Raw genomic sequence first — 7,885 nt, forward strand, 5'->3', positions numbered from 1 at the left:
CAGGTGCCTTCGTCTAATTGGACAAACTATTATTGCCCCGCCCCTTAAGGTTTCAATTTAGCTGGTGTTCAGGCTGTCCCTCGTAAACTGGCATCACTCAAAGGTGATCCGTTTAATTAAAGGTGGCAAACGATGTTAAATCGAGTGATCAAGGCTGTAACAAAAGCACCCAAAGACGCACTTAAATCAACAGCGCTGGCTGCTATCTGTGCTAGCGCTGTACCTGCTATAAGCTTTGCAGAACACGCCCGGAATGAGGCACCGAGTATTATCGAAACGGCCAGAGTCTTCTCTTCGGTCCCGGTTTACACTACGGTAAAAGAAGTGACTCCCGCGCAGGAATGCTGGGTAGAAACCATTGCCGAGGAGCATTACATACAGCCAAACCGTCATCGCCATAACAATGCGCCGGTTATCGTAGGCGGTGTTATTGGCGGAGCTTTAGGGCATGCGGTAGGGCGCGGTAGCTCTAACAAAAAACTAGGCGCCGTGGTAGGTAGCGTACTGGGTGCGGCAATGGGGCATAGCGTGGGAAATAAACCCTACAAGCAGCAAGATGAAGGCTATAGCGAAGTAAGCTATCGCGACGTTGAGCGTTGTAAAACAGTAGAAAAGACTGCCACGCGTCGTATTTTTGAAGGTTATGATGTGACGTATGAGTACAGGGGTAGCGTTTATACGACACGCATGGCGCGTTCGCCAGGTAAAGAGTTGCAGCTGGCCGTGCAAATTACACCAATAGAAAGCTAGTCTGCTTATTTTTAAGTTAAGCCTGCGTACGTGTTGTACTATGGGGCAATATTGCTAAGCACCAGTGGTCGGTGTAATACGCGCGCATTAAAAAGGTTATTTATGACTCGTTCAGGTTTTTGTAAAAGATGTTTGGCATTTAGCTTGGGGCTATTAGGTTCTTCCGTAGTTAATGCCCAAGCGAATAATACTATTGATAAAAGTCGCGCGGCCGAAATTGCACAAGAAAAATTTGGCGGCGAATTATTCGGCAAGATTAAACAAACTAAAGCTGCCGACGGTTCTATCATTTACGAAGTGCGTTTAGATAATAACGGACGCATGACGATCGTTTATGTTGATGGCCGCGGCAACATTACACAAAAAAAATAAAGGAGCATCGCCATGCGTTTGCTGGTTGTTGAAGATGAAGCGGCTATTCGTAATCAATTAGCCGATTATTTAGGTGGTTTAGGGTTTGCTGTTGATGTGGCGGCGGACGGTAAAGAAGGGCTCTACTTCGCCAAAGAGTATGATTACGATTTGGCGATTATTGACATTGGTTTACCTGAGATTGATGGCATTGAGTTAATTACACAGGCCCGTGCGGCGGGTAAAAGCTACCCGGTGTTGATATTGACGGCGCGTGGTAATTGGCAGGATAAAGTCAAAGGCCTTGAAGCCGGCGCTGATGATTATTTAGTAAAACCTTTTCATAATGAGGAATTGCGTGCTCGTGTGAATGCGTTAATTCGTCGGGCTTCTGGCCATTCAAAACCGCAGTTAGAGTTTGGCCCGGTTACGATCGATACTGCTGGCAAACAAGTACTATTGAATGGAGCTGAAGTTGAGTTAACGAGCTATGAATACAATACTCTAGAGTACTTAGCGCACCACGCCGGTGAAGCCATTTCAAAAACAGTACTGACTGAGCATTTGTATCAACAAGATTTTGAGCGCGATAGTAACGTAATTGAAGTTTTTATTGGTCGCTTGCGTAAAAAGCTAGATCCCAAAGGTGAGCTTCAGTTAATTACGACAATTCGTGGTCAAGGTTACCGTTTTAATACAGAGCCGACCAGCGTGCACAATAGTGTGGCTACCTCCGGCAGCGGTAGTGATGCCATTGGTTAGGATGTTTTTTTGATGAGTGATGTGTTTTGACGCCTTTATCAGAGCGGTTCCGCTTACCGACGTTATCGGTTTCATCATTAACGACTCGTCTCTTTTTTGCCTCTGTGGTGTTGTTGCCTTTATTGCTGGGTTTCAGTGCCACGATGCTTGATTATGCTTTTAAGTTAAGCTTGGAAACTGCCGAACGCGATGCTCTGCGCAGTCAGGTTTATTTGTTGTTGGGTGTTGCTGAGCCTGGCGATAGTACTTTAGAAATGCCGCCGGCATTGACTGAACCCCGTTTTGGCGAATTGAACTCTGGTTTATATGGTTGGATTGTTGATGGCGAGGATCGGGTGGTTTGGCAATCGCGTTCAACCGATTTAATCCCGTCAGACTATTTCCCCGCGTTAAGCGCACCCTTTGAGGCTGGCGTAAAAGATTTTTTTAGTAGCCAGTTTAATGCCGATGACTTTTATTTGATGACCTACGATACGGTATGGCCGATTGCTGACGATGATGCACGGTTTCGTTTTGTCGTAGCACATAGTCAATCTGATTTAAAAGCTATTCTAGCGGCCTACCGTGAACGTTTGTTGGTGTGGGTGGTTGGGCTTGCGGTGTTGTTGGTTCTTGTTCAAACACTGATTGCACGTTGGGGTTTACAGCCGTTGCGGCGACTTGCGCGTGATTTAGAGTTGGTAGAGGCGGGTAAAAGCCAATCTTTATCGGGGCAATACCCGGCAGATATTCGGCCCGTGACAGAGAATTTGAATAAAGTACTGCGGGCAGAGCAGGCCCAGCGAGAGCGTTATCGCAATACTTTAGGCGATTTAGCGCATAGCTTAAAAACGCCCTTGTCAGTTGTTCGTGGGCAGTTAGAAACGGCCAATACCAATCAGCAGGACATTATGCCTGTTGTTGATGATCAAATTAGCCGTATGAGTATGATTATTGATCATCAGCTGAGGCGTGCAACGGCCCAAGTGACTCAAAATTCGGTTTATGCGCGGGTGCTAGTGAAGCCGCTTATCAAGCGCCTTACGGCGGCGATGCAGAAAGTCTACCGCCATAAAAACATGCAAATTGATGTATCGATAGCCAAAGATTTACCGTTTTCTGGTGATGAAGGTGATCTAATGGAAATGGCCGGTAACTTGATTGAAAACGCGTGTAAATACGGCGTTTCGCACGTTATTGTTAGCGCATCAATTGCCGGCGATGATTTAAAAATATACATTGAAGATGATGGCCCCGGCGTTCCAGATACCATAAAAAGTACCATTCTTACGCGCGGTGCTCGCGCCGATACGGTTACCTCTGGGCAGGGGATTGGTCTTTCTGTTGCGGTCGATATTCTTAGTAGTTATGGTGGGAGCCTACAAATAAGTCGCTCTTCTTTGGGAGGGGCTAGTTTTAATTTATCTCTGCCGGCCTATAAGGGCGCTTAATTTTGGCCCGCTTAGAGATCTTATAGATATTGGTTATGCTAGAAAAATCCCGTTTTGATACCTTTATGCACTGTAGTCGTTGGCTGCGTTGGGTGCAGTTTATTGTAGCTTTGGTTATCTTTTGTTATGCAGCTTTATCACCATCGCCGCAGCTTATTGGCCAGCACTCAGATACGAGCATGCATTTTGTGGGTAATGTCCTGCTGTGTTTATCGGCTTGGTTAGCTTTATGGGGCCGGTTATCCATTTTCAAACTCATTTTATGCTTGCTGCCTTTTAGCTTGTGCATGGAGTTGGCGCAGTACTTTTCGCCGGGCCGTATGGTAGATATTAAAGATATGATAATGAATGTGACGGGATTAGGGGCAGGAGCCGTTTTGGCTTGGTTGGTAGAAATAGGTAGTAAGCGTATTCTGCGTTAAAACCTATTTATTTGCGAAATAAAGACTACAGCAAGAAGATATCGCTATAGTCTTTATTGTTTCTAAATTAATGGCTATTTTGATTCTACGATATTTTTCAGTAATGCTTGCAGTGGGTGCGATAAAGAGACGCCAGCTTCTCGCAGGGTTTGGCTGCGGCAAGAATAACCTGTAGCAATAAGTTTATCGGTATTACTTACATCGGTGGTTGGTTTGCGCCAACTTAAGTTAAAAATGTTTGCAGAGGCTTCACGGTTTTTGGTTTCATGGCCGTAAGTTCCCGCCATACCGCAGCAGCCAACCTGTTCTACCACCAACGTTTGCCCCAAGGCGGAAAATATCTTTTGCCATTGCGCTGTGCTTGCCGGTGCATTGGTTTTTTCTGTGCAATGCCCTAGCAGTTTAAAGGCTTCTTCTTTAAATAGTGGCTTTTTATTGCCTAGCCTCTCCATGTGCGCCATTAACCACTCTTGAATTAATAACACTTTAGGAGCCGACTCCTCTCCCAGCGCTTTCACGTATTCGGCGCGATAGGCTAGCGTCATGGCGGGGTCGATACCGATCAGCGGAATATCGCTGCGGGCTAGCGTATTCAACTGGGAAGCAGTTTTTTCTGCTTGTTGTTTAAACTCCGCTAAAAAACCATGAACGTGCAGAGGTTTACCATTTGCGCTGAATGGCGCAATTAAGGGCTTGAAGTCGAGTTTGATTAATAATTCAATGGAATCTAACACTACCTGAGCATCAAAATAGCGGGTGAAGGCATCTTGTACGATGATGACGCTGTCGGCTTTTTCTTCGGCGTTTAAGCGGTTGAGTACATTAGCATCGGCGTAGCGTACGCCCCATTTTTTCAGTTGTTTATTAAACTTAACGCGAGAGAATTTTGGACTATCGACAAACCCGACCGTATTCTTCAAGAAATGTTTAACGGGCGCTAACGATTGCGTCGCGTTTGCAATGCCGGCAAAGGGGGCCGCTAAAGGCACAAAGCGCTCTAGGTTGGCAACAAAATAATCTTTAAGTGGGCGGGCATAGCGGGTGTGGTATAGCGCTAAAAATTTACTGCGAAACTCGGGTACATCGACTTTTATGGGGCATTGCCCTACGCAGGATTTACAGGCCAAACACTGGCTCATGGAGTCCATAACTTCATGAGAAAAGTCATACTGCTGCACGGCATTTTTGGAGTTTTTTCGACGCTTTAAAAAACTCTCGGCTTTCGGGAAGTTATCGTATTTTCCTGTGAATTTTGTGACGTCAAAGTCATATTCACCCAATTGCTTTATCCACTCGCGTATTAAAGAGGCTCGCCCTTTGGGGGAGTGCACGCGGTTTCGGGTGACTTTATAAGACGGACACATCGCATCGGCAGTATTCCAGTTAAAACAGGCGCCATTGCCATTACAATAAACGGCTTCACTAAAACCATCCCATAATTGCACCGGAATTTTTTGATCGTGTTGGCCGCGGGTAGGGACTTCGTCAATTTTAAGTAAAGCCCCTTTGTCGATAGGGGTAGCGATTTTCCCAGGGTTTAATTGGTTGCGTGGGTCGAAGGCTCCTTTAATACGCTGCAGTTGCGGGAATAATTCGCCGAAGAAGGCGGGCGCGTACTCACTGCGAACGCCTTTACCGTGCTCGCCCCAGAGTAAGCCGTTGTATTTTTGGACGAGCTCTGTCACTTCGTCGGTGATTTTGCGAACCATTTTAAGCGCGGATGCATCTTTCATATCGATGGCGGGTCGCACGTGCAGAACGCCGGCATCAACATGGCCAAACATACCGTAGCTTAAATTATGGCCGTCTAAAATGGCGCGGAATTCGGCGATAAAGTCGGCCAAATTTTCTGGCGGCACAGCGGTATCTTCAACAAAAGGAATTGGCCTCGCTTCACCTTTTGCGTTGCCGAGCAAGCCCACGGCCTTTTTGCGCATGCCCCAGATTTTTTTAACAGCATCGTCACCCATGGCTAAACCATGCCCCACACAACCGGTTGCTGCATCAGTACTTTTAAGCACATCAATAAGCAGAGAAAGGCCGGCGCTTAATTCTTCTTTGGTCTCCGCGGTGTACTCGACCAAATTCATGCCTTTGATTTGCTCGATATTTTCAGTGGGGAAATATTCAGCCACGTCTTGCCAAACGATATCGTTCATGGCAAGTTCGAGTACGCGTGAATCTATCGTCTCGATACTGGTAGGTCCGGCTTTCATTAGTCGTGGTGCATCGCGCAGGGCGCTGTCAAAACTATCGTAGTTAACGATGACTAGGGCGGTGAAGTTGGGAATTTTTAATAAATTAATCTTAGCTTCAGCAATAAAACCTAAAGTGCCTTCGCTGCCACATAAAATATTATTCAAATTGAATTGATTGTTTTCGTCGCGAATGTGGGCAAGGTCGTAGCCGGTTAGGCAGCGGTTAAGTGGCGGGAATTTCTCTTCAATTAAGGCTTTATGTTCTTGCTGAATATTATTAATAAGGCGATGTGCTAAGCCCGAAATATTTTGTTCTTCGCTTTTGAAGGCAAGCTCTTCGTCGTCAATGGTGTGGCTGATTAAAACATCGCCGTCGAGTAAAACCGTTGTAAGCTCTAATACGTGATCCCGCGTTTTGCCGTAGCGGCAAGAGCCTTGGCCGGAGGCATCGGTATTAATCATGCCGCCGATTGTGGCGCGGTTACTGGTGGATAGCTCCGGTGCAAAGAAAAGCCCGTAAGGCTTGATAGCGGCGTTGAGTTGATCTTTAACCACGCCCGATTGCACGCGTGCCCAGCCTTCTTCCGTGTTTATTTCTAAAATATTATTCATGTGGCGCGACATATCGACCACAACGCCATCTGTTAATGATTGCCCGTTAGTCCCGGTGCCACCGCCGCGCGGTGAAAGTACAACCACATGGTATTGCGGCTGACAGGCTAGCTCTGCAATACGGGTAAGATCATCGACGCCCTTAGGGTACACAATGCCTTGTGGCAGTATTTGATAAATAGAATTATCCGTCGCCAATACCGTGCGGCTGGCGTAATCCGGCGCTATATCACCTTCAAAACCTGAGCGTTTGAGGGCTTCCAGAAACTGTAAATACAGGGACTGAGTACTGGAGGTTTGTTGTATACGTGGGATCATTGGATAAAACTCGAACAAAAGTTAGCGGCTCGCATTCTACCTGTACGGGCGAGCGCTTCCAATCCGATTCATGGGATTGAAGAGTTTTGCCTCAAATTACCGTGTTTTTTACTCGTTTTTCATGAAGAAGCGGACAAACCGGCCGATCATTAAGCGCATCTGGGCTAGCATGGCAATCATAAAACCAGCGCCGCCGACAATAAGCCCAGCAAGGGCACAAAGCTCTTGCTGGAGCGATGCCGGCATGTTGCTGTTTGCGATGATTATAAGCCCTAGGCCAAGACCAAAGCCTATGGCGCCTAGCTTAAATTGCCTGAAAATAATGATGGGGTCTACGCTGTAATGCACAATCAAAGCTTGCCAGCAGCGGCTTTGGCTTATGGTGTTCCAGCTCAAATTACGCAGCTTAAGCATTAAGCTCTAACCAGCGCTGGCTAGCCTTCTGGTCGCTTTCTTTGTTTTTGACCCAATCATCACCTTCCTTTTTCCAGAAGGGGGCACGCGTTTTGAGTAGGTCGATAATGAAATGACAGGCTTCAAAGGCAGCTTGCCGATGCTTGCTGGCAACTCCGACAAATACGATTTGTTCGCTAGGTTTCAGTGCCCCCACACGATGCACAACGGTAATTGCATCGAGAGGCCACTGTTTATAGGCGTTGGCGGCAATGTTCTGCAGTACTTGTTCTGTCATACCGGGGTAGTGTTCTAGGTGCATGGCGGAGCAACCTTGATCGAACTCACGGACTAAACCGGTAAAGGTGACAATAGCGCCTGTTTCTTGAGAGCCCCTTAAATTGTGATAAAGCTGCGCTTGGTCAAAATCCGAGCTTTGAATGGCGATAGTAATGTTTTGGGGGGACTTATTCATAGTGTGCTGCGCTTCGGGGAATCTATTCCAATTATAGCTATTTACAGCGTAAGGGCTATTGGTGCCAGAAACGTCCTAAGGGGCGGGGCAATAATAGTTTGTCCAATTAGACTAAGGCACCTGCTTTCTCAGCAAGGCGCTCGAAGGGGCGCATGCCGGGGCCTATAGGACATA

The 7,885-nt window shown here is 46.8% G+C and carries 8 protein-coding genes; 5 read left to right on the top strand and 3 right to left on the bottom strand.

Going from position 1 to position 7,885, the window contains the following annotated elements:
• Positions 1-132 precede the first annotated feature (132 nt).
• The 5 genes from AC3A8L_RS17745 (at position 133) to AC3A8L_RS17765 (ending at position 3,715) form a co-directional block, all read left to right on the top strand.
• Positions 133-750 (top strand): glycine zipper 2TM domain-containing protein, encoded by a 618-nt coding sequence (locus tag AC3A8L_RS17745; RefSeq protein WP_487963611.1) that lies wholly within the window; start codon positions 133-135, stop codon positions 748-750.
• Between the two features lie 102 nt (positions 751-852).
• Positions 853-1,122 (top strand): PepSY domain-containing protein, encoded by a 270-nt coding sequence (locus tag AC3A8L_RS17750; RefSeq protein ID WP_487963612.1) that lies wholly within the window; start codon positions 853-855, stop codon positions 1,120-1,122.
• 12 nt (positions 1,123-1,134) lie between these two features.
• Complete coding sequence (locus tag AC3A8L_RS17755; protein ID WP_487963613.1) at positions 1,135-1,863, top strand: response regulator transcription factor; 729 nt, start codon at positions 1,135-1,137, stop codon at positions 1,861-1,863.
• Positions 1,864-1,889: 26 nt separating this feature from the next.
• Positions 1,890-3,293 (top strand): ATP-binding protein, encoded by a 1,404-nt coding sequence (locus AC3A8L_RS17760; protein ID WP_487963614.1) that lies wholly within the window; start codon positions 1,890-1,892, stop codon positions 3,291-3,293.
• 35 nt (positions 3,294-3,328) lie between these two features.
• Complete coding sequence (locus AC3A8L_RS17765; RefSeq protein ID WP_487963615.1) at positions 3,329-3,715, top strand: VanZ family protein; 387 nt, start codon at positions 3,329-3,331, stop codon at positions 3,713-3,715.
• 74 nt (positions 3,716-3,789) lie between these two features.
• On the opposite strand, the gene ydiJ is transcribed toward AC3A8L_RS17765, so the two are convergent.
• The 3 genes from ydiJ to AC3A8L_RS17780 all read right to left on the bottom strand — a co-directional run bounded on the left by ydiJ (position 3,790) and on the right by AC3A8L_RS17780 (position 7,711).
• Positions 3,790-6,843 carry a D-2-hydroxyglutarate dehydrogenase YdiJ gene (gene ydiJ, locus AC3A8L_RS17770; RefSeq protein WP_487963616.1) on the bottom strand — a complete coding sequence of 1,018 codons (3,054 nt, stop codon included), beginning with the start codon at positions 6,841-6,843 and terminating at the stop codon, positions 3,790-3,792.
• A gap of 108 nt (positions 6,844-6,951) precedes the next feature.
• Positions 6,952-7,257: a hypothetical protein gene (locus AC3A8L_RS17775; RefSeq protein ID WP_487963617.1), complete on the bottom strand. Its 306-nt coding sequence runs from the start codon at positions 7,255-7,257 to the stop codon at positions 6,952-6,954.
• Positions 7,250-7,711: a molybdenum cofactor biosynthesis protein MoaE gene (locus AC3A8L_RS17780; RefSeq protein ID WP_487963618.1), complete on the bottom strand. Its 462-nt coding sequence runs from the start codon at positions 7,709-7,711 to the stop codon at positions 7,250-7,252. Before AC3A8L_RS17780 ends, AC3A8L_RS17775 begins: the two co-directional genes overlap by 8 nt.
• Positions 7,712-7,885 lie beyond the last annotated feature (174 nt).

This window comes from Marinagarivorans sp., assembly GCF_982758155.1.